20 protein-coding genes are annotated in these 20,331 nt (G+C 68.0%); 17 read left to right on the forward strand and 3 right to left on the reverse strand.

Annotation, left to right across the window (positions count from 1 at the left end):
* Positions 1-36: 36 nt before the first annotated feature.
* Positions 37-4,743, forward strand: a complete 4,707-nt coding sequence (locus ACIP5Y_RS16995; RefSeq protein ID WP_400351053.1) for a molybdopterin-dependent oxidoreductase — start codon at positions 37-39, stop codon at positions 4,741-4,743.
* A gap of 18 nt (positions 4,744-4,761) precedes the next feature.
* The gene (locus ACIP5Y_RS17000; protein ID WP_400351054.1) at positions 4,762-5,811 is read left to right on the forward strand and encodes an alpha/beta hydrolase; all 1,050 of its coding nucleotides are present in this window, start codon (positions 4,762-4,764) and stop codon (positions 5,809-5,811) included.
* A gap of 8 nt (positions 5,812-5,819) precedes the next feature.
* On the opposite strand, the gene ACIP5Y_RS17005 is transcribed toward ACIP5Y_RS17000, so the two are convergent.
* Positions 5,820-6,854, reverse strand: a complete 1,035-nt coding sequence (locus tag ACIP5Y_RS17005; protein ID WP_400351055.1) for an aldo/keto reductase — start codon at positions 6,852-6,854, stop codon at positions 5,820-5,822.
* 83 nt (positions 6,855-6,937) lie between these two features.
* Here ACIP5Y_RS17005 and ACIP5Y_RS17010 point away from each other — a divergent pair, with 83 nt between their 5' ends.
* From ACIP5Y_RS17010 to ACIP5Y_RS17020, 3 genes are all read left to right on the forward strand, one after another.
* Positions 6,938-7,561, forward strand: coding sequence for a TetR/AcrR family transcriptional regulator (locus ACIP5Y_RS17010; RefSeq protein WP_400351056.1), 624 nt, complete (start codon positions 6,938-6,940; stop codon positions 7,559-7,561).
* 44 nt (positions 7,562-7,605) lie between these two features.
* Positions 7,606-7,839: a hypothetical protein gene (locus tag ACIP5Y_RS17015; protein ID WP_400351057.1), complete on the forward strand. Its 234-nt coding sequence runs from the start codon at positions 7,606-7,608 to the stop codon at positions 7,837-7,839.
* An 88-nt stretch (positions 7,840-7,927) separates the two neighbouring features.
* A complete protein-coding gene (locus tag ACIP5Y_RS17020) occupies positions 7,928-8,155 on the forward strand; it encodes a hypothetical protein (RefSeq protein WP_400351058.1) in 228 nt (75 codons plus the stop codon).
* 41 nt (positions 8,156-8,196) lie between these two features.
* Here ACIP5Y_RS17020 and menD read toward each other — a convergent pair whose 3' ends face one another.
* Complete coding sequence (menD, locus tag ACIP5Y_RS17025) at positions 8,197-9,831, reverse strand: 2-succinyl-5-enolpyruvyl-6-hydroxy-3-cyclohexene-1-carboxylic-acid synthase (RefSeq protein ID WP_400351059.1); 1,635 nt, start codon at positions 9,829-9,831, stop codon at positions 8,197-8,199.
* Positions 9,832-9,919: 88 nt separating this feature from the next.
* Here menD and ACIP5Y_RS17030 point away from each other — a divergent pair, with 88 nt between their 5' ends.
* Complete coding sequence (locus ACIP5Y_RS17030) at positions 9,920-10,750, forward strand: siderophore-interacting protein (protein ID WP_400351060.1); 831 nt, start codon at positions 9,920-9,922, stop codon at positions 10,748-10,750.
* Positions 10,751-10,893: 143 nt separating this feature from the next.
* Here the strand turns inward: ACIP5Y_RS17030 and ACIP5Y_RS17035 are convergent, their stop codons facing one another.
* The gene (locus tag ACIP5Y_RS17035) at positions 10,894-11,340 is read right to left on the reverse strand and encodes a DUF6918 family protein (RefSeq protein ID WP_400351061.1); all 447 of its coding nucleotides are present in this window, start codon (positions 11,338-11,340) and stop codon (positions 10,894-10,896) included.
* 266 nt (positions 11,341-11,606) lie between these two features.
* Between ACIP5Y_RS17035 and ACIP5Y_RS17040 the strand changes: the two genes are divergently transcribed.
* The 11 genes from ACIP5Y_RS17040 to ACIP5Y_RS17090 all read left to right on the forward strand — a co-directional run bounded on the left by ACIP5Y_RS17040 (position 11,607) and on the right by ACIP5Y_RS17090 (position 20,251).
* The gene (locus ACIP5Y_RS17040) at positions 11,607-12,500 is read left to right on the forward strand and encodes a 1,4-dihydroxy-2-naphthoyl-CoA synthase (protein WP_400351062.1); all 894 of its coding nucleotides are present in this window, start codon (positions 11,607-11,609) and stop codon (positions 12,498-12,500) included.
* A 55-nt stretch (positions 12,501-12,555) separates the two neighbouring features.
* Positions 12,556-12,951, forward strand: a complete 396-nt coding sequence (locus ACIP5Y_RS17045; protein WP_400351063.1) for a VOC family protein — start codon at positions 12,556-12,558, stop codon at positions 12,949-12,951.
* Between the two features lie 87 nt (positions 12,952-13,038).
* Positions 13,039-14,265, forward strand: a complete 1,227-nt coding sequence (locus ACIP5Y_RS17050) for an anion permease (protein ID WP_400351064.1) — start codon at positions 13,039-13,041, stop codon at positions 14,263-14,265.
* 9 nt (positions 14,266-14,274) lie between these two features.
* Positions 14,275-14,544 carry a hypothetical protein gene (locus tag ACIP5Y_RS17055; RefSeq protein WP_400351065.1) on the forward strand — a complete coding sequence of 90 codons (270 nt, stop codon included), beginning with the start codon at positions 14,275-14,277 and terminating at the stop codon, positions 14,542-14,544.
* Positions 14,545-14,570: 26 nt separating this feature from the next.
* A complete protein-coding gene (locus ACIP5Y_RS17060; protein WP_400351066.1) occupies positions 14,571-14,897 on the forward strand; it encodes a DUF3349 domain-containing protein in 327 nt (108 codons plus the stop codon).
* Between the two features lie 101 nt (positions 14,898-14,998).
* A complete protein-coding gene (menE, locus tag ACIP5Y_RS17065; RefSeq protein WP_400351306.1) occupies positions 14,999-16,135 on the forward strand; it encodes an o-succinylbenzoate--CoA ligase in 1,137 nt (378 codons plus the stop codon).
* A 126-nt stretch (positions 16,136-16,261) separates the two neighbouring features.
* A complete protein-coding gene (locus tag ACIP5Y_RS17070; protein ID WP_400351067.1) occupies positions 16,262-17,269 on the forward strand; it encodes an ATP-binding cassette domain-containing protein in 1,008 nt (335 codons plus the stop codon).
* Complete coding sequence (locus ACIP5Y_RS17075) at positions 17,266-18,105, forward strand: ABC transporter permease (RefSeq protein ID WP_400351068.1); 840 nt, start codon at positions 17,266-17,268, stop codon at positions 18,103-18,105. The genes ACIP5Y_RS17070 and ACIP5Y_RS17075 overlap by 4 nt, the downstream gene beginning before the upstream one ends.
* 70 nt (positions 18,106-18,175) lie before the next feature.
* The gene (locus ACIP5Y_RS17080) at positions 18,176-18,565 is read left to right on the forward strand and encodes a hypothetical protein (protein WP_400351069.1); all 390 of its coding nucleotides are present in this window, start codon (positions 18,176-18,178) and stop codon (positions 18,563-18,565) included.
* Between the two features lie 85 nt (positions 18,566-18,650).
* Positions 18,651-19,403, forward strand: a complete 753-nt coding sequence (locus ACIP5Y_RS17085) for a DsbA family protein (protein ID WP_400351070.1) — start codon at positions 18,651-18,653, stop codon at positions 19,401-19,403.
* Positions 19,400-20,251, forward strand: coding sequence for a cytochrome c biogenesis CcdA family protein (locus ACIP5Y_RS17090; protein ID WP_400351071.1), 852 nt, complete (start codon positions 19,400-19,402; stop codon positions 20,249-20,251). The genes ACIP5Y_RS17085 and ACIP5Y_RS17090 overlap by 4 nt, the downstream gene beginning before the upstream one ends.
* Positions 20,252-20,331 lie beyond the last annotated feature (80 nt).

The following is a 20,331-nucleotide window of genomic DNA, read 5'->3' on the forward strand; positions in this document are numbered from 1 at the left end:
AATCCGGCGCAACCAGGGGTGACGAAGATCGGAACCATGCCCGATTCGACTGCCTCGCACAGCACCCGGACCGTGTGCTCGTACTGCGGGGTGGGCTGCGGAATCACGCTGCAAACCAGGACCGGTGACCTCGGCCTCCCGGTCATCGCCACATTGGGCGGCGACAAGGAGCATCCGGTCAACAGCGGCCGGTTGTGCACCAAGGGCGCCACGCACGCCGACCTCATGCGGACCCCGGGGCGCATGGAATCCGCCCACCGCCGGCCCGAACGCGGGCAGCCGCCGATACCCGTACCGGTCGACGAAGCCGTCCGCGAGGCCGCCGAACGACTACGCGCCATCCTGGACGAGCACGGACCGGATGCCGTGTCGCTCTACGTATCCGGGCAGATGTCCATCGAAGCCCAGTACGTGGCAACGAAATTGGCCAAGGGCCATATCCGGACCGTGCACATGGAAGCCAATTCGCGGCTCTGCATGGCCAGCGCCGCCACCGGCTACAAGCAGTCGCTCGGCGCGGACGGGCCGCCCGGATCGTATGACGATCTCGATCACGCCGACCTGTTCTTCGTCATCGGCGCGAATATGGCCGACTGCCATCCGATCCTGTTCCTGCGCATGGCCGATCGGCTCAAAGCGGGCGCGAAACTCATCGTGGTGGATCCGCGGCGCACCGACACCGCCGCCAAGGCCGACCTGTTCCTGCAGCTCAAACCCGGTACGGATCTCGCACTGCTGAACGGGATCCTGCACCTGCTGGTCGAGAACGGGAACATCGACGCGCAGTTCATCGCCGAGCACACCGAGGGCTGGGAGGGGATGCCGGAATTCCTGGCCCAATACCCGCCCGACCTGGTCGCCGCCATCACCGGACTGGCCGAAGCGGATATCCGCACCGCCGCCGCGATGATCGGCGCGGCGGGCGAATGGATGTCGCTGTGGACCATGGGCGTCAACCAGTCCACGCACGGCACCTGGACCACCAACGCCCTCTGCAACCTGCACCTCGCGACCGGCGCGATCTGCCGCACCGGCAGCGGGCCCTTCTCGCTCACCGGGCAGCCGAACGCCATGGGCGGCCGCGAAATGGGCTACATGGGACCGGGACTACCGGGTCAGCGCAGCGTGCTCGCACCCCCGGATCGCGCGTTCGTGGAAACCGCGTGGGGACTGGAACCGGGCAGCCTGCGCAGTCAGGGCGGGCCCGGCACCGTCGACATGTGGCGCGGACTCGCCGACGGCGATATCAAGGCCTGCTGGATCATCTGCTCCAATCCCGTTGCCTCCATGGCCAATCGGAAGAACGTCATCGCCGGTCTGGAGGCCGCCGAACTGGTGATCACGCAGGACGTGTACACCGACAACGCCACCAACGCCTACGCCGACCTGCTGCTGCCCGCCGCCCTGTGGGCCGAGACCGACGGCGTCATGGTGAGTTCGGAACGCACCCTGACCCTGATGCGGCAAGCGCTGCCGCCGGTCGGGGACGCGCGACCGGACTGGCAGTTGATCTCCCAGGTGGCGACCGCCATGGGCTTCCCCGGCTTCGACTACGCCTCCAGCGCCGAGATCTTCGACGAGATCCGCGGATTCGCGAACCCCAAGACCGGATACGACCTCCGCGGCATCAGCTACGAGATGCTGCGCGAAGGCCCCGCGCAGTGGCCGTGCCCCGATCCGGCGGTGCGGCGCAACCCGATCCGCTACCTCAACGACGGCGTCAGCCAGGACCTGTTCACCGACGCCGGCGGCCGCACCCCGCGCCTGGCCTTCGCCACCCCCAGCCGGCGGGCCGTCTTCCTGCCGCGCCCGCACCTGCTGCCCGCCGAGATGCCGGACGAGGATCACCCGTTCATCCTCAATACCGGTCGCCTGCAACACCAGTGGCACACCATGACCAAGACCGGCAAGATCGCGCGGCTGAACAAACTCAACGGACGCCCGTTCGTCGAAATCCATCCGGACGATGCGATACGACTCGAAATCGGTGCGGGCGATCAGATCGAGATCGCCTCCCGCCGCGGCCGGGCCGTACTCCCCGCGGTCGTCAGCGACCGCGTCCTCCCCGGCAATTGCTTCGCCCCCTTCCACTGGAACGACGAACAGGGCGAATACCTGACCATCAACGCCGTCACCAACGACGCCGTGGATCCGGACTCACTGCAACCCGAGTTCAAGGTCTGCGCCGTACGACTGCGAAAAGTGGCCGCCGTGAACACCACCCACGACACCCTGCCCACCCCCGCCGTGCAGCCCGCCGCGGCACCCGGCCAACCGGTCACCGCCGAACCACAAGGCGCGGCGCATCCGCCGGCGGCCGGACCGCATCCGCTGGCGATCCTGCTCGGACTGGACACCGCCGCCGTGCCGACGCTGAGTGAGATCGAGCGGATCTACCTCGCCGGATATCTGTCGGCCTTGCAGACGCTGCCGATCACCGCCGTACCGGTGCTGCCGGACTCCGCACCGTTCGCCCCGGGCAGCCGCGTGTGGATCGACGGACTGCTGGCCGGAATGTACTCGCGCAGTGCGGCATCCGGACCGGCCACCGCAGCGTCCGGTCCGCCGGCCACGGATATCCCCGGTACAGGCACGCCCCCGCCCGGCCTTCCCACCAACGGCAACCCTGCCAACGGCCACCCCGGCACCAGCAGCCCGGCCAGCGGAGACCCTGCGAACGGCTTGCCCACCAACGGCTCACCTGCCAATAGGTTGTCCTCGAACGGAAGGCCCTCGAACGGCTCACCTGCCAACGGGTTGCCTTCGAACGGGTCGTCTGCCAACGGCTTGCACTCGAACGACTCACCTGCGAACGGGTTGTCCTTGCACGGCTTGCCCGTCAACGGGATGCCCTCGAACGGCCTCTCCGGCAACGGGTTGCCTGCAAGTGGCGGCCCTGCCAATGGTCTCGCCGCCGGCGTTCCTGCTGCCGGTGTGGCCGGAGACTCTGCCACTCGCACCCTGACCGTGCTGTGGGCCTCGCAGACCGGTACCGCCGAGGAGCTGGCCGCGGATATGGCGTCCCGGTTGACCGAGTCCGGGCACGCGTCACGTCTGGTCGAGATGGATGGCGCCGAACTGGCCGAACTGCACGGCGATGTCCTGATCATCACGAGCACCTTCGGTGACGGCGGCCCGCCCGACAATGGGGCCGACTTCTGGGAGCGGCTGTCCGGCAGCGAGATTCGGCTGCCCGGCGTCCGCTACGCCGTTTTCGCTCTCGGCGACTCCTCCTACGACGATTTCTGTGGCCACGGCCGCAGACTCGACGAAATGCTCGCCGCCCGCGGCGCCACCCGCCTCCTCCCCCGCGTCGACAGCGAACCCGACCACGACGATCTCTCCGACCGCTGGGTCGCAGACATCGTGACGGCACTGGCCGAGGGCACAGCGAACTCGTCGAGTCCCGGCCACGCCGACACCGCCTCGGGATCCGGCTTCGACGCACGGCCTGCGACCGCGGCAGCACCGGGCGCGGTCTCGCCGGGCGACGGCGGGTGGCCCACCGCCGGCGGGACGTCCCCATCGGGTGTCGGTGCGGTCACCTCCGCCGGCGGCGTGTGGGCCGCGGGCGGCGCCGATGCGCGGATGTCGCTCGCCACCTTGGCGCCCGCGCTCGGGCGGCCCGGGGCGGCACCTTTCACGCGGCAGGCGCCGCTGCCCGCGACGCTGGTGCGCAATGAATTGCTGTCGCGGGCCGGGAAAGAGGTGCGGCAGTTCGGGTTCGATCTCAGCGACAGTACCGCGGTATACGAGGTGGGTGATTCGCTGGGGATCCGGCCCGCGAATTGTGATGTCCTGGTGGCGGAGTGGCTCGAGGTCACCGGCCTCGACGGGAGCCGGATCGTCGAACTCGACGGCCGGGAGTTCACTCTCGCCGAGGCATTGCGGACGCATTACGACATCACCAAGGTCAGCGGCGATCTGCTGGCCTTTGCCGCGGAGCGGAATTCGGATCAGCACCTGGCCAAATTGCTGCGACGGGACAATCGGAACGAGCTCGACGGCTATCTGTGGGACCGGCAGGCGGTGGACGTGCTGCGGGATTTCCCGGTCCGCGCCGATCTGGTGGAGTGGCTGGGCGCATTGAAGAAGCTGCAGCCACGCCAGTATTCGATTTCGTCGAGTCCGCTGGTCAGCCCGCACGAGGTGCAGTTGACGGTGAGCGTGGTGCGGTACGGGGATCCGGCCGCCCGGCGCGGCGGGGTGTGCTCCACCTTCCTGGCCGATCGCGCCGGTGCCGAAGTGCCGATCTTCCTGCAGCAGGCGCCGCATTTCCGGCCGCCGATGGATCCGAATACGCCCATGATCATGGTCGGTCCGGGTACCGGTATCGCACCGTTCCGGGGTTTTCTGCAGGAGCGTCGCGCATTGGGCCATGCGGGCCGCAATTGGCTGTTCTTCGGTGACCAGAGCGCCCGGGATCACTTCTATTACCGGGACGAACTGGAAGACATGTTCCGTTCCGGCTTCCTGACGCGGCTGGATCTGGCATTCTCCCGGGATCAGCGGGAGCGGATCTATGTGCAGCACCGCATGATCGAGCACGGCGCGGAACTGTGGGCCTGGCTGCAGGAAGGCGCCTATTTCTATGTGTGCGGTGATGCTTCGCGCATGGCCAAGGACGTGGACGATACGCTGCTGAAAATCGCGCGGATTCACGGCAAGCTGAGCTCGGAGGCCGCGCTGGCGTTCCGGAAACAGCTGGTCGCGGAGAAAAGGTACGTACGCGACGTGTACTGAGACCTGAAGGGCGGCAATTTGTACCGTCGGATCAGCGGGCGACCGACCCTGGCGGTACTGGCCGCCACGATCCTCGGACTCGGCGGCGCGCCCGCGCACGCCGACCCGATCTCCGTCCCCGGGGTGACGCTCCCCGCGCTGAAGTCGGACGACGGTTCCTATATCGAGGACATCCGGGTCGAGGACGCCCGCGATATCCGCCTCTCCGTGTACTCCGCCGCCATGAACCGCAGCTTCGCGGTGGATGTCGAACGCCCCGCCGACCCTTCCGTCCCGCGACCCGCCCTCTACCTGCTGAATGGCGCGGGCGGCGGCGTGGACGACGCCTCCTGGCAATTGCGCACCGACGCACTGGATTTCCTGGCGGACAAGAACATCAATGTCGTGCAGATCATCGGCGGCGCCTTCACCTTCTACACCGATTGGCTGCAACCCGATCCGGCCATGGGCGGCGTGAACAAATGGGCCACCTACCTGAGCAAGGAACTGCCGCCGCTGATCGACGCCGCCCTCGGCACCAATGGCGTGAACGCCATCGCGGGCCTGTCCATGTCCGGGATCCCGGTGCTCGACGCGGTCATCGACAATCCCGGAATGTACCGCAGCGCCGCCGTTTACAGCGGGCTCACGCAGACCAGCGACCCCATCGGGCGGGAGGCGGTGAAACTCACCGTGGGCAACTGGGGCGGCGGCACGGTCACCAATATGTGGGGCGCCGACGACAATCCGCTGTGGGTCGCGAACGATCCGACCGTGCATGCCGGGAAACTGCGCGGCACAAATCTTTTCATCTCCACCGGTAATGGGATTCCCGGTGTCTATGACGCGCCCGGCGGTAAGTTCCGGCTCGAAAAGCCCGAGGACAATGCGCGAACCGTGGCGGTGGGCGCGTTCATCGAAGCGAATATCGACCTGTCCACGCACACCCTGCAGCACCGGCTGAACGATCTGGGCATTCCCGCCACCTTCGTCTACCGCGCCAGCGGCACCCATTCGTGGGGCTACTGGCAGGACGATCTGAAGGCCTCGTGGCCGGTGCTGGCGCAGGGACTGTATTCGGCGCCGTAACTCGCCGACTACACGGCGGGCGGGTTCAGCCGGGCGAAATCCGGCAGCCGGTAGTAGGGGTAGTACGGGTACGGCGGGGTGACGGCGCTCGCCTTGTCCAGCCGGGCCAGCTGTTCGGCGTCCAGGCTCCAGCCGATCGCCCCGAGGTTCTGCCGCAGCTGTTCTTCATTGCGCGCGCCGATGATGACCGAGGATACGGTGGGCCGCGACAGCAGCCAGTTCAAGGCGAGTTGCGGGACGCTGCGGCCGGTTTCGGCGGCCAGTTCGTCGAGCACGTCGACGATGTCGTAGAGGAGTTCGTCGTCCACCGGCGGCCCGGCCTCGCTGGTCTTGTGCAGGCGGCTGCCCGCCGGAAGCGGTTGCCCGCGCCGGATCTTCCCGGTGAGCCGGCCCCAGCCGAGCGGACTCCACACCACCGCGCCGACGCCCTGGTCGCGGCCCAGCGGCATGAGTTCCCACTCGTAGTCGCGGCCGACCAGCGAGTAGTAGACCTGGTGTGCGACGTAGCGCGGGAAGCCGTGGCGGTCCGCGGCCGCGAGCGATTTCATGAGCTGCCAGCCCGCGAAGTTGGAGGCGCCGAGGTAGCGGATCTTGCCGGCGCGCACCAGATCGTCCAGTGCGGCAAGGGTTTCCTCGACCGGGGTGCCCGCGTCGAAGGCGTGCAGCTGGAAGAGGTCGATGTGGTCGATGCCGAGGCGGCGCAGCGAGTCCTCGACGGCGGTGATCAATCGGGCCCGGCCGGAACCGAATTCGCCGGGTCCGGGTCCGGTGGGCAGCGCGGCTTTGGTGGAGATGAGCATTCGGTCGCGGCGGCCCCGGATGGCCTCGCCGAGCACTTCCTCGGAGGCGCCGTCGGAATAGACGTCGGCGGTGTCGAAGAGGGTGATGCCCGCGTCCAGCGCGATGTCGACCATGCGGCGGGCCGCTTGTGCGTCGGTGTCGCCCCAGGCGCTGAAGAGTTCGCCGCGACCGCCGAAGGTGCCCGCGCCGAAGCTGAGCGCCGGAACCATGAGACCGGATGCGCCGAGCCTGCGGTACTCCATGACCTACTCCTAACGGAACTACAGTTTCATTAACCCGATCGACGATACACTCGCCCCAACGCAAATGGAACTGGAGGCCCGTTATGACGCAGGACACCACTCCCGGCTCGATCCGGCCGGGCGGACGCACCGCCCGCGTCCGCGAGGCCGTCCTGCGCGCCGCCGGCGATCTGCTCGCCGAACACGGTTTCGCGGGCCTGGACCTCACCGAGGTCGCCGCCCGCGCCGACGTCGGCAAGACCACCGTCTACCGCCGCTGGCGCACCCCCGCCGGACTGGTCGCCGACCTGCTCGCCGAGATGGCGGAAACCTCACTCCCGCACAGCGATACCGGCACCCTGCGCGGCGATCTGCTGGCCAATGCCCGCCTGGTCGCCGCCACCCTCACCGACCCGCGCCAGGGCCGCCTCTTCCGCGCCGTCATCGCCGCCGCCACCCTCGACGACACCGCCGCCGACGCCCTGCACCGCTTCTACGACACCCGCCTCACCGAATGGTCCCCCTGCGTCACGGCCGCCGCCGCCCGCGGCGAAATCCCTTCCGCCACCGACCCCCGCGCCGTCCTCGCCGCCGTCTCCGCCCCCCTCTACTACCGCCTCCTCAACACCGGCGACCCCCTCGACGACCGGGCGATCGAAGCGGCAGCCGAAGCCGCCACCCTCGCCGCGACCGCGGGCGTATTCCTGCAGCCGACACCGAGTTGTTAACCGGTAACGGGGCGAAAAGTACTGGTGGCGAGGAGAATTGGGAGATGAAGGGTGATCGAGTGGAGATCGTCGTCGATACCGGTGACGGGTCTCGCAATTACGAAGTGAGCGCCACGCGGGCGGGCCGGAAGGTCGAGGTCCGCATTGCGCGGGGCGTGGTGGAGGTCAGCGAAGTGACCAGGACCGGGACCGCCGTGCGCACTGCGCGATTCCTGTCCGGGCGGGTATTGGCGCTGGTCGAGTACCCGGCGGAGGACGTGCTGCTGCCGGACGAGTGAGTACGGCGGTTGCCGTCGAGCGGGCCGAGGCGCATTCTCGAAGCAGCCCGACCGTACCGGGCGGCCCACCCGGCGGAGAGGAGCTCCGATGTCCGATCGCACTGCCGACGCCGTTCCCGAGGCCGATTACATCGAACAGCACGTCCCGGCGTATCCGGACCGGGATATCGATTCCGACCAGCTCGATGACGCCGATACCGAGATCGGCGCCGTACCCGCCGGAGACTCCGGCTGGACCGCCTCCGAAGGCGACCTCGTCGAACAGGCCATCGCGGTGCCGATCGACGACTACGACGAACCGGGTTCGGCGGAATAACCCCGAACCCGCTGCACTACTTCACTTCCCGAAGGCCGGCGCTACTTCCCGATGGCGTCGCGAACGGTCGCGTGCAGTTCCCGCAGGCTCGACCGCTCGGTGGCCACCTCCAGCACGCGGATGCCGTGCGCGCTCTCGGTCAGTGCCGCGGCCAATTGCGCCGGGTCCAGCTGGCGGTGTGGGATGCGGTAGGCGGCACACAGTGCGGCCAGGTCCATGCCGTGCGGGGTGCCGAAGATGCGCTCGAAGACGCCCGCGTACTGCGGATCGCCCTGTTCCAGGAGTTCGAAGATGCCGCCGCCGTCATCATTGGCGACCACGATGGTGAGGTCCTCGGGCCGCGGTTCACCGGGCCCGATGAGCAGTCCCGAGGCGTCGTGCAGGAAGGTCAGGTCGCCCATGAACGCGACCGTGCGGCCCGCGTGCGCGAGCGCGGCGCCGACCGCCGCCGACACCGTGCCGTCGATCCCGGCCACGCCGCGATTCGACAGCACCCGGACGCCGCGCCGCGGATACGAGACCAGCGCGGCGTCGCGCACCGGATTGGAGGCGCCGAGCAGCAGTTGATCGCCCTCGTGCAGGGAGTCCATGACCACCGCCGCCACGTGCAGGCCGGTCGGCTTCGGATGGCAGGCCAGCTGCGCCCGCACCACCCGGGACGCCTTCTCGTTCAGATCCCGGCACAGCTCCAGCCATTCCGGCCGCGGCGCACCGAAGGTGATCGCCCGGGTCCCGGTACCCACCACATTGCCGGACACATCGGGCCAGCGCGGCCCGGTGGTCAGCGCGTACACCGTGACCTCCGGATCGGCGAGGATCTTGGAGACCGGCCGGTGCAGGGTCGGCCGCCCGGTGATGATGGCCTGCTTGGGTTTCAGCAGCGGCAGCGCCAGCGGATGCAGCGCCGGGCCGTGCATGGGCGCGGTCGGTTCGGCGACCGTCGGCAGCGCCGCGAGCTCGGGGCGATGTCCCGCGCCGTGCCCGGAGATGACCACCGTGTCCAGGGTCAGGTCGATATCGATCGGCACGTCCAGGGTCGCGTACTGCGTTGCGGTCCAAGGGCATTCATTGTCTCGGCCGGAGGGCAGCAGGTCGCCGGCGGCGCGATCGGGGACCAGCGGTTCGCGCAGCGGGATATCGAACTGCACGGGCCCGGCATTGCCGGAGCGCGTGCCGCGGGCGGCGGCCAGCACCCGGCAGACCGCGGAACGCCACAGGCTGTTCTGCGTCGAGTAGTGGGAATCGCCGGGTTCGATCTCCGCCAGCCCGAGGCTGATGGCGGCCCGCACCTGGCTGCCGAAGAGCCCGAACTGCTCGACGGTCTGATTGGCTCCGCTGCCGAGCATTTCGTAGGGCCGGTTGGCGCTGAGCACGATGAGCGGGAGCCGCGCGTAATTGGCTTCCAGGACGGCCGGGCCGAGGTTGGCGACGGCGGTGCCGGAGGTCATGACGACGGGGACGGGGCGGCCGCTGGAGGCGATGAGCCCGATGGCGAGGAAGCCCGCCGTGCGCTCGTCGACCCGTAGGTGCAGCCGGAGCCTTCCAGCGGCGTCCGCGGCCTGTAATGCGAAGGCCAGCGGGGCATTTCGCGAACCGGGGCACAGGACCACATCCCGCACTCCCCCGCGCGCGAGCTCGTCGACGATGACGTGCGCCTGTGCTGTCGAAGGATTCACACCCCCAGCCTCTCAGACAGTGGGTGCGGGCGCTGCGTCGGCCTGCTCACACCTATCCGACGTACTTAGGGTTTGCTAACCTAATTCAATGGCGAAGCGTACCAAGTATGTCAAACCCGAACATCGCGAGATCCGCACCGCGGAGGTCCTCGCGAGCAAGCCGATCAGTCCCAACTTCGTTCGAGTCACCCTCGGCGGCGCGGGCCTGGACGGCTTCACCGCAATGGGATTCGACCAATGGTTCCGGCTGTTCATGCCAGGCAAGGACGGCAGCCTGAAACTGCCCACCTCGTCGAGCAGCCTGGGCTGGTACGCGCAGTACCTCGTCATGGGCAAGGAACACCGGCCGCTGGTACGCAATTACACCGTGCGCGAATACCGGCCGTCCGGTTCCGGCCAGTTCGGCGGCACCGCCGAGATCGACATCGACTTCGTCTCGCACGGGGACGACAGCCCCGCCTCCGCATGGGCGAACAATGCCACCCCGGGCGATCGCGTCGGACTGCTGGACGAGGGCATCACCTATCAGGCGCCCGAGCACACCGATTTCGCGCTGCTGGCGGGCGACGAGAGCGCACTGCCCGGTATCGCGGGCGCACTGCGGTCGGCGCCGCGCGACCTGAAGGGCGCGGCGTTCATCGAAATCCCGCACGCCGATGACGCGCAAACCCTCGGCGAACCCGAAGGGGTGCAGGTGAACTGGATCGTCCGCACGGATCCGCACGGTGAGACGGGCGTACTCACCGACGCCGCCGTCCGCGCCGCGAGCATTCCGGCTGCCGCCGCCGTGTACGGCTTCCTGGCGGGTGAGCAGCGTTTCGTCGCCGGGCTGCGCCGGCATCTGGCCCAGGAACGCGGAATCCCGAAGGCCGACATCACTTTCACCGGTTACTGGCGAGTCGGCCGGGCCGCGGGCTGATTCAGCCCACTTGACAGCAAAACGGGCCCGCCGGAGTGACTCCGAAGGCCCGGGGCGAGTCGACGACCGCCCGGAGGGCCGCCGCCTGCTCAGAAAGCTGGTGCCGGTCGCGGCCCCGCGCGGGCCGCGAACCGGTCATTCGATCAACCAGCGTGCTGCTGGATCAGGTCACCCAGTCGCGGAAGCGCCTCGACGACATGCTTCTTCGCCGAACCACGCAGGGAGTTGTAGACCTTGGTGAGCGCCGGACGCGAGGATGCCGCCGCGCGCCCATCGGTAACCGACAGCAGAGCCTCGGCGACCTCGTCCTGCTTGGAGACCAGCAGATCCGCGAACGAACCCGAGCCACCGGCCCGGAATTCGGCCCAGTACGGCTCCAGCTGCGAAACGAACTTCGGGGCGAACGAGTCCAGCGCATCGCCGACGATCGTCGGGCTGACCTTCTTGATGGCGGCGTATCCGCCCTTCACAGCGAGGCCCGACGCGCCGCCCTTGTCCGACACCTCCGCATCCAGAACCTTCTGGGCGTCGGCGATGAATGCCGGACGCTTGGCGTCATCGAGCAGGGATTCAGACAGTGCTGCAACCACTTTCAGGTTCCTCCGGATAGTTTTTCGATGAACGAGCGCACGCAACTATACGCACCGGTGTCCCCGCACACACGATGCCGACGCGCTGCTACTGCCAGGGCAGCAACAGCACTGTAAGCCACCCGCAATCGATTGGCAGCGTTTCAGATTCACACCCGCGCTCTGTATCAACTGACCGAAAGTCCTACCGCGGCAGCAACCCCGTGTCCCCGCGCTCCCGATAGCCGACAATCTGCTGTTCAGCGGCGATCAGTATGTTCAGACGGGTGACGTTCAATGCAGCGCTGTGGCGGCCCGTGCCCGGGTTCGAGAACCTGACCGACATCACCTATCACCGGCACATCGAACAAGGCACCGTACGGATCGCCTTCGATCGGCCGGAGGTGCGCAATGCGTTCCGGCCGCACACGGTCGACGAGCTGTATCGCGCCCTCGATCATGCCCGGATGAGCGCCGATGTGGGCACGGTGCTGCTCACCGGCAACGGGCCCTCCCCGAAGGACGGGGGCTGGGCCTTCTGCTCGGGCGGTGATCAGCGAATTCGCGGCCGCAACGGGTACCAGTACGCGAGCGGTGAGACCGCGGACACCGTGGACGCGGCCCGCGCGGGACGGTTGCACATCCTCGAGGTGCAGCGGCTCATCCGGTTCATGCCGAAGGTCGTCATCGCCCTCGTCAATGGGTGGGCCGCCGGCGGCGGGCATTCGCTGCACGTCACCTGCGATCTCACCCTCGCTTCGCGTGAGCACGCGCGGTTCAAGCAGACCGACGCCGATGTGGGCAGCTTCGACGCCGGGTACGGCAGCGCCTATCTCGCGAAGATGGTGGGGCAGAAGTTCGCCCGGGAGATCTTCTTCCTGGGCCGGCCCTATACGGCCGAGGAAATGCACGCCATGGGCGCGGTCAACGCCGTCGTCGACCACGAACGACTCGAAGACGTCGCCCTGGAGTGGACGGGCGAAATCCTCGGGAAGTCGCCGCAGGCGATTCGGATGCTGAAGTACGCGTTCAACCTCACCGACGACGGACTGGTCGGTCAGCAGCTCTTCGCGGGTGAAGCCACCCGCCTGGCGTACATGACCGATGAGGCCGTCGAAGGCCGCGACGCCTTCCTCCAGAAACGCGACCCCGACTGGACCCCCTACCCCTGGTACTTCTGAGACCGACTGCCCGAGAGTTCCTGCGCGGCAAACGCCGAGCTGCCAAGCTGCATATATGGAGATACTGAGCAGTCGGGTGATTCTCCGGCCGCAGGATTATCGCCGGACGCTGGAGTTCTACCGCGACACGCTGGGCCTCGGCATTGCGCGCGAGTATCCCGGCGGCACGGTCTTCTTCGCCGGGCAGGGGCTGATCGAGGTGGCCGGGCACGGACGCGAGGCGGAGGCGCCCGCCGGGTTCGCGGGCGCGCTCTGGTTGCAGGTGCGCAATTGCTCGACCGCCTCGGTGGAACTCACCCTCGCCGGCGTGCCGATCGACCGTGCACCGCGGCGGGAAGCGTGGGGGCTCGTCGAAATGTGGATCAAGGACCCGGACGGCGTGCCCATCGTGCTGGTGGAAGTGCCGCCGGACCACCCGATTCGGCGCGACAACCGACCAAGCGACCGCTGACCGTTCGGCTTAGCACGAAGGTTGCTGTGACCTGCTACGGGGGCACCGGTTAACGGCCCGTAAAGGCTATAGCGCAAACTCATCCGTGTGTCTGCCGAACTGATCGTTCTGCTGATCGTTGTCTGCACTGCGCTGGCATTCGACTTCACCAATGGCTTCCACGACACCGCGAATGCGATGGCCACCTCCATCGCGACCGGTGCGTTGCGTCCGCGTACCGCCGTAATGCTCTCCGGCGGGCTCAATCTCGTGGGCGCGTTCCTCAGCGTCGCCGTCGCCGCGACGGTCGCCGAGGGCATCGTCGACCTGTCCGAGACGAGTGGCCGGGCCCTGCTCGACATCGTCTTCGCGGGCCTCGTCGGCGGCATCCTCTGGAATCTGTTCACCTGGCTGTTGGGTTTGCCGTCGAGTTCCTCGCACGCCCTGTTCGGCGGGATCATCGGCGCCACCATCGCCGCCCTCGGCTGGCACGGCGTGATCTGGTGTGCGGGCAGCAAAGGCGTACTGGCGAAGATCATCATCCCCGCGGTGCTCGCACCGGTCGTGGCCGCACTGGTCGCTTCCATCGGCTCCTGGCTGGTCTATCGGATCACCGCCCGCGCCAATGAGCGCACCGTGAACCGCGGATTCCGGTGGGGGCAGATCGGTTCCGCGTCCCTGGTCTCGCTGGCCCACGGCACCAACGACGCGCAGAAGACGATGGGCATCATCTTCCTGGCGCTCATCGCGCACGGCACCGCCAAGGCCAGCGATCCGCTGCCGCTCTGGGTGATCGTGTCCTGCGCCATCGCCATGGCCGCCGGCACCTGCCTCGGCGGCTGGCGCATCATCCGCACCCTCGGCAAGGGCCTGGTCGACATCGCGCCGCCGCAGGGTTTCGCCGCCGAATCCACCAGTGCCGCGATCATTCTCACCTCGGCCCACTTCGGCCTGCCGCTGTCCACCACGCACACCGTGACCGGATCCATCCTGGGTTCGGGCATCGGACGACCCGGCGCCGAGGTGCGCTGGGCCGTGCTCGGCCGCATGGCCGTGGCCTGGGTGCTGACCCTGCCGCTGGCCGCGGTGGCGGGCGCGATCTGCTGGGGACTGGTCGACGGTATCGGCGGACTCGCGGGCGTGCTCGTGGTGTTCGCACTGCTCATCGCCATGGCGGCGTTCATGTGGTTCCGGGCCAAGCGCACAGAGGTCAACTCGCACAACGTGAACGACGAATGGGACGCCGACAGCGGACCGGACGACGGGACCCCGGGACCGGGCAGCACGCCCGGCACACCCAGCGGACACGCCACCGTCGGCAACGAAATCGGTTAGGGGCCTGCGATGCACACGTTTCTGACCAATATGTCCGACCTGTGGCGCGTCACGCTGGCCGCCTTGATCCTGGGCGCCGGCATTCCGACCGTATTCGCCATCGGTATTCGCAGCCGGGCCCAGATCGACGACGGCGCGAGCGGTTCCGCGCGGGCCGTGGCGCTGACCGTGTCCACGCTGTGCTTCGCGTTGGTCATGATCATCGTGGTGGTCGGTGTGCTCTATATCGCAAAAGACTTTCTCGCACATCGACTCGGAATCCACATTTTCGGCGCATGACGCCGCCTGATCGGAAGGGCACGTTCATGAGCAGTCCAAAACCACAGCCGCGCACGAATGTCCTTGCGAAGGTGCTGGCCTGGCTGCGCGCCGGATATCCGCAGGGCATACCGCAATCCGACTATGTGGCGCTGCTGTCGGTCCTGCACCGGCGGCTCACCGACTACGAGGTACACCTGGTGGTGGAGGAGCTGATCCGCGAGCGCGAGGCCTCCTCCGGCATCCAGGTCGAGGACATCGAAGCGGCCATCGCCCGAGTTGCCAAGGAGCAGCCCGGCGAGGACGATATCGCTCGGGTGGCCTCCAGGCTCGCAGCCGGCGGATGGCCGCTGGCGACACCGACGTCCGACTGACAGACCGACCGAAATCGACCCGGGCGCCGACCCAGCCGTGCGCCTCCACTCGACGAGATGACACGATCGCGAACGTGAGCAATACCCTCCGCACCCTCCCCATGCCCACCGGTGCCTCGGTGGGCGACGTATTGCCGCATCTGCGGGAAGCCTTGGAGGGCAACGGCCCCGCATGGCTGCCCATCCCCACCGCCGACCGCCGCGAAGCCCAGCGGCTGAGCGGCAGCCTGCACCCCGGCGAAGAGATCGACGACGACGTCGCGCTGGTGGTCACCACCTCCGGCACCACCGGAATGCCCAAGGGCGCCATGCTCTCCGCGAGCGCGCTGCGGGCCAGTGGCGACGCCACCCACGAACGGCTGGGCGGGCCGGGGCAGTGGTTGCTGGCGCTGCCGACGCATCACATCGCGGGCATCCAGGTGCTGCTGCGCAGCATTCTGTCCGGCACCGAACCGAGTGTCCTGGATGTGTCGGACGGGTTCCTGCCGCAGGGGCTGGCGAACGCGGTGTCCAATATGCGGGGGGACCGCCGCTACACCTCGCTGGTGCCCACCCAGCTGATCAAGGCCCTCGACGATCCGTCCGCCACCGCGGCGCTGGCCGAACTCGACGCCGTCCTGATCGGCGGCGCCGCCACCCCGAAGCCGGTGCTGGAACGCGCCCGCGCGGCGGGCATCACCGTCTTCCGCACCTACGGCATGAGCGAGACCTGCGGCGGCTGCGTCTACGAGGGCGTGCCGCTGACCGGCACCGAGGTGCGGATCGAGGACGGCCGCGTCATGCTCGGCGGCGCGACCCTCGCCAAGGGCTACCGCAATATGCCGGATCACCCGGCCTTCGCCGAGCCCGGCTGGTTCCGCACCGAGGACGCGGGCCACTTCGACAATGGCGTGCTGACCGTCACCGGCCGGCTCGACGAGGCCATCATGACCGGTGGCCTCCTGGTCATCCCCCAGGTGGTCGAGGCCGTCCTCATCTCGCACCCCGCGGTCTCCGAATGCGTGGTCCTCGGCCTCCCCGACAACCGCCTCGGCCAGCGCGTGGCCGCCGTCATCGTCCCCACTCGCGGCGCGACCCCGCCCACCCTGGACGAGCTCCGCGACCACGTGGTCGCCGAACTCGACGCCATCGCGGCCCCCCGCGAGCTCGCCGTCCTCGACGAGATCCCCCTCCGCGGCCCCGGCAAACCCGACCGCGCCACCCTCCGCGAATACCTCCAGACCCGCACGGCCCTCTGAGGTAAGAACCTCCGAGACCCCCGCTCACCAGCGGGGGTCTCGCTGTTTCCCGGCTGCAAGGGGCTGCAAGATCTCGCGCAATAGCTGTGCAAGGGGGGTGCAAGTCGCGGACCCGATGGTTATCGCATGACTTCTTACACACCTGCTGAGGCCCTGGCCATCGAGGCAGACGACTTGGTGAAGGTCTTCGGGTCGCAGCGGGCCGTGGACGGGGTGAGCCTGGCGGTCCCGCGGGGCGCCGTGTACGGCGTGCTCGGCCCGAACGGCGCCGGCAAGACCACGACCATCCGGATGCTCGCCACGCTACTGCGCCCGGACGGCGGCAGCGCCCGCATTTTCGGCCACGACGTGGTGGCCGAACCAACGGCGGTGCGGTCGCTCGTCGGCGTCACGGGCCAGTACGCGTCGGTGGACGAAAAGCTCACGGCCACCGAGAATCTGGTGATCTTCTCCCGCCTACTGGGTCTGTCCCGCACCGATGCGCGGACCAAGGCGGTCGAACTGCTGGAGGAATTCGGTCTCACCGAGGCCGCCACCAAGCCGCTGGAGAACTTCTCCGGCGGTATGCGGCGCCGCCTGGATCTGGCCGCCAGCCTGATCTCACGTCCGCCGCTGCTGTTTCTGGACGAGCCCACCACCGGTCTGGATCCGCGCACCCGCGCTCAGATGTGGGAGACCATCCGCCGCCTGGTGCGGGAGGGTTCCACCGTCCTGCTCACCACCCAGTATCTGGACGAGGCCGATCAGCTGGCCGACCGGATCGCGGTCATCGACCACGGCCGCGTCATCGCCGACGGTACGTCCGACGAACTCAAAGCGTCCGTGGGTCTTTCGGCGCTGCAGCTGACCCTCGGCGACCGCGACCGCATCGAAGAGGCACGAATCCTGGTGACCGACTTCCTGTCCCGCGCGGCGGGCAAGACAATCGAGGCGACGGTCACTCCCGAGGTGGGTCGTGTCACGGCCCCGCTGCCCGACCCCAGCGTCACCACCGACATCCTGATCCGGTTGCGCGAGCATGACATCCGGGTCGAAGAGATCAATGTCTCGAAGCCCAGCCTGGACGAGGTGTTCTTCGCCCTCACCGGGCACGGCGCGGAGGACGAGAACGACACCGAACGGAGCGCGGCATGACCACGACCATTACCGCCCCCGCCGGCCGCCATGCGGTCGCGGCGGCCCCGATTCCCCAAGTCAGCAACCATATTTCGTTCCGGCAGACGGTGGCGAACTCGTTCACCATGGCCTACCGGGGCATCCTGAAGATCAAGCACAATCCGGAGCAGCTGTTCGACGTCACGATTCAGCCGATCCTGTTCACCACGCTGTTCGCCTTCATCTTCGGCGGCGCGATCGGCGGCAATGTGCACGACTACCTGCCGGTCCTGATTCCCGGCATCCTGGTGCAGACCGTGGTGCTGACCTCTGTGGTCACCGGCACGCAGTTGCGTGAGGACATGGACAAGGGTGTGTTCGACCGGTTCAAGTCCCTGCCCATCGCCCGGATCTCGGCGCTGGCGGGTGCCCTGATCGCGGATATGGTCCGATACGGTCTGGCGACCGTGCTGACCGTGATCGTGGGCCTGATCCTCGGTTACCGGCCGGCCGGCGGCGTGGCCGGTGTGGTGGCCGCGGGCCTGGTGGTGGTGTTCTGCTCGTTCGCCGTCAGCTGGATCTGGGCGCTGGTCGGCGTGACCGGTAAGAGCGCGTCGGCGGTGCAGGGCATCTCGATGATGATCATGTTCCCGCTGACCTTCATGTCCGGCGCCTTCGCCAAGGTGTCGACCATGCCGGGCTGGTTGCAGGGCGCCAACAAGGCCAATCCGATCTACTACATGGTGAACGCGGCTCGCGAGCTGATGAACGGCAACCACTACACCTCGAACCTGGTGTGGTCGCTGGTCGGCTCGGCCATCGTGATCGTGATCTTCGCTCCGCTGGCCATGCGGGCCTACATGCGCCGCGCCTGACCTGCCGATACGACCGGGACGCCCGCCCACCGAACCCTCGGTGGGCGGGCGTCCTGTTATGGTCGGGGCAGTGAATCCCACGCCTGCCCCGCTACGCCGAAGGTCTCTTCGGCGATCTTCGGGCACCCTGCTCGCGGGGTTCCTGGTGATCATCGGGCTGGTTGCCGCGGTCGCGGAATGGGGCGCGGCGCAGGCCGTTCCGACTGGTTCCCTGTCGGTGCCGGTAGTGCACACTGCGGTCGAGAAGGGCCCCTTCTGCGGTAAGGGCAGCGGCACGAGCGCCGACCCGGTCGGGAAGATCGCCGCCCCGCCGCGGTCGGTGGGTGATCCGCTGATCACCGCGTTCCCGGCGGTCGATCCGGGGTTGATTGCGGCGCAGTGGCTTTCGCATTCGGCGCGTTCGCGGGCGCCCGCGGTCGCGGTGCCGGCGCCACATCTCACGTCGATTCTGATCATTTAGACGATCGGCGGCACCGTCGTGCCGCCGATTCGTGCCGTCCCGGCACCCGTCTGTCCCGATCCGAATCATCCAGGAGATTTCCCGCATGTCACGCATGCCCAAAAGTCGTGCCCAGAAGAAGTCCGCAGACCGGAAGGCCCTTGCCGGGCTGGCGATTCTCGCCGCCATCGGCCTGCTGGTCATCGCCGGCATCCAAATGCTCGGCCATGACAAGAAATCCGATCAAAAGGCCGCGCCCGCGGCCGTCGAAACCAATCCCGCCTATGAGCGGCTGGCCAAGCTGGCCCGTCGCGACGCGAACGACCCCATGGCGCAGGGCCGCACCGACGCGCCCGTGGTGATGGTCGAATACTCCGATTTCCAGTGCCCGTACTGCCGCCTGTTCGGCAAGACCATCGAACCCGATCTGGTGCGCCGCTATGTGGACGCGGGTGTGCTGCGCATCGAGTGGCGTAACTTCGCGATCTTCGGCCCCGAATCGGTGGAGTCGGCGCGCGCGTCCTGGGCCGCCGGGCGGCAGGGCAAGTTCTGGGAGTTCCACAAGACGCTCATGGAGAACGCGCCGGAGAAGAAGAACACCGGCGCCCTGACCCCGGACCGGCTGGCCGATCTGGCCGCGCTGGCGGGCGTGCCGGATATCGCGAAGTTCCGGGCGGACGAGGCGTCGCCCGCATCGCAGCAGGCGGTGCAGGCCGATCTCGACGAGGGCTACAACATCGGCGTCTCGTCGACGCCGGCGTTCCTGATCAATGGCCGTCCGGTGCTGGGCGCGCAGCCCCTCGAACAGTTCTCGGCGGTCATCGACGCCGCCCGCGCCGCCGCGGAGAACGCGAAATGAGCGGCAGCGTCGGCTATTTCGCCGCCTTCCTGGGCGGGCTGCTGGCGCTGTTGAGTCCGTGCAGCGCGCTGCTGCTGCCCAGTTTCTTCGCGTACTCGTTCGAGTCGCAGGGAAAACTGTTGCGGCGCACCGGAATCTTCTATGCGGGGCTGTGCACCACGCTGGTGCCGCTGGGCGCGGCCGGTTCGTTCGCGGGCCGCTTGTTCGTGGGTCATCGGGATCTGCTGATCGCGATCGGCGGCTGGACCATCATCGTGCTGGGCGTGCTGCAGATTCTGGGGCGCGGCTTCTCGGTGGGTTTCGCGCAGCGGGCGGCGGCCCGCAATACCCGCCCGGATCAGGCGGGCGCGATCTACCTGCTGGGCCTGGTCTACGGCCTGGCCGGTTTCTGCGCGGGCCCGATTCTGGGTTCCATCCTGGCGGTGGCGGCGGTCGGTGGTTCGCCGATCCAGGGCGGCCTGCTGCTGGCGGTGTACGCCCTGGGCCTGGCCATGCCGTTGTTCGTGCTGGCATCCCTGTGGGATCGCCTGCAACTGGGCAAACGCCGCTGGTTGCGTGGTCGTTCGCTGGCGGTCGGCCGCTTCCAGGTGCACACCACGTCATTGGTGTCGGGCCTGTTCTTCATCCTGCTCGGTGCACTGTTCCTGATCTTCGACGGCACCTCGGCGCTACCGGGCCTGCTGGATGCCGACACCGAATTCCGCTGGGAGGCAGCGGTACAGCGGATCGGCTCGGTGGTCTCGGATTCGACGGTGCTGCTGGTGGCGGGCGCCGTGGCGCTGGCAATCCTGGCATGGCGGCTGCTGCGCACGAATCGGCGCGATCGGGTCGTCGCCGAAAGCGACTGATACACAACGCGGAAACCCTGAAAGTGTCAGTCCATGACAGAAAAAGTGTCATGGACTGACACTTTCGTGTTAGCGTGACG

This window comes from Nocardia sp. NPDC088792 (assembly GCF_044750615.1).
Taxonomy (GTDB): domain Bacteria; phylum Actinomycetota; class Actinomycetes; order Mycobacteriales; family Mycobacteriaceae; genus Nocardia.